This window comes from Fictibacillus norfolkensis (assembly GCF_014836645.1).
Taxonomy (GTDB): domain Bacteria; phylum Bacillota; class Bacilli; order Bacillales; family Fictibacillaceae; genus Fictibacillus; species Fictibacillus norfolkensis.
The window spans coordinates 1-1,661 of record NZ_JACSQM010000022.1 but is presented as its reverse complement, the minus strand read 5'-3'; the positions used below and the strand labels follow the sequence as shown (position 1 = coordinate 1,661).

The 1,661-nt window shown below is 37.7% G+C and carries 1 protein-coding gene; it reads left to right on the top strand.

Annotated features, from left to right (window positions below):
* Positions 1–66: 66 nt before the first annotated feature.
* Positions 67–1,616, top strand: a protein-coding gene (locus tag H9648_RS20550; protein WP_191755560.1) for an IS3 family transposase whose coding sequence is annotated in 2 segments (ribosomal slippage) — positions 67–691 and positions 691–1,616 — 1,551 coding nt in all. Because the reading frame shifts where the segments join, the coding sequence is not laid out codon by codon here.
* Positions 1,617–1,661 lie beyond the last annotated feature (45 nt).

Genomic DNA, 1,661 nt, shown 5'->3' with positions numbered 1-1,661 from the left:
TGATATGCTCCCCTTTAGGTAGACAGATGAAATAAAAAATCTGTTTATCTTAAGGGGAGTTTTTTTATGGGGTATTCTAAAGAGTTTAAGTACACAGTCTTATCTACATATAAAGAAAGCAATTTTACAGTAAAAGAGCTTTGTGAAAAGTTTGAGATAGCCCAGACCTCGCTTAAGAAATGGATTGAGCGATTTGAGAAATATGGAATGGAAGGTCTTAGATCTTCAAGTCCCTGGAAGTCTTATTCTAAAGAGCTCAAGGTCATAGCTGTTAGGGATTATTTGTCAGGTCAATACTCTCAAAATGAACTTATCAGAATGTATGGTATTTCAAGTAGATCGGTCCTCCAAGAATGGATTAAGACGTATAATAGTCATAGAGAATTAAAGGGTACGTCTATGAGGAGGACGAGTTCTATGGCTAAAGGAAGAAAAACAACATGGGGTGAACGGAGACAGATTGTACTTGATTGTTTGGAGAACGGGAAGGATTACCAGGAAATAGCTCAAACATATGAAGTCTCCTATCAACAGGTGTATCAATGGGTTAAGAAGTTTGAAAAAGATGGAGATGAAGCGCTCAAAGATAAGCGTGGAAGAACAAAGCAAGAAAACGAGTTAACACCTGATGAGGCATTTAAGTTACAGATGAAAAGATTAGAACGAGAGAATGAACGGTTACGGGCGGAAAATGCATTCTTAAAAAAGTTAGAGGAGATCGAAAGGAGGCAAAAGTAGCCTATATTCCAAATGAAAATAAATATATGGCCATTCAGGAACTACATGTCAAAGAAAAAGTAAGTATTCTTTTGCTTTGTGAAATCGCAGGCCTCTCACGAGCTGCCTATTATAAGTGGCTAAACCGAACGCCTTCTAAGCAAGAGCTTCAGAATAATGAGATTATAAAAGAGCTGAAAGCTCTCCATAAAAAAGTGGAGGGCATCTACGGCTATCGTCGAATGACCATGAATATAAACCGAATCTTAAACCAGAACTTTAATCCTAAACGGATTTATAGGCTAATGAGGGTTGCGGATATACAGTGCGTCATTCGAAAAAAGAAGAGTAGATTCAAGCGTTCTATCCCCCAACATGTGGCGGAGAATGTACTGAATCGTGAATTCACAGCAGAAAAGAAGAATACAAAATGGGTAACCGATGTCACAGAATTCAAATATGGTTCACAAAAGAAAGCTTATTTAAGTGCCATATTAGATTTGTATGATGGATCAATCGTAAGCTATGTAGTAGGACATTCGAATAATAATAGCCTCGTGTTCCAAACGCTAGACCGAGCTATCGAACAGTTAGAAGAAGAACAACCGCTTATTCACAGTGATCGAGGATTTCAATATACTTCTCATGGGTTCAAACGCATGTTGGATCAAGCCAAAATGACTCAAAGCATGTCACGTGTGGGTAGATGTATAGATAATGGTCCCATGGAATCGTTCTGGGGAACCCTTAAGTGTGAAAAGTATTACTTACATAAATATGAGACATTTGAAGACCTGTCTTTTGCGATAGATGAGTATATTCATTTCTATAATTATGAAAGATATCAAAAACGATTAAACGGCCTCAGCCCTAAAGAATATAGAGCTGAAGCCGCTTAGCTGGTTTTTATTATTTTCACTGTCTACTTGACAGGGTGCAGTTCA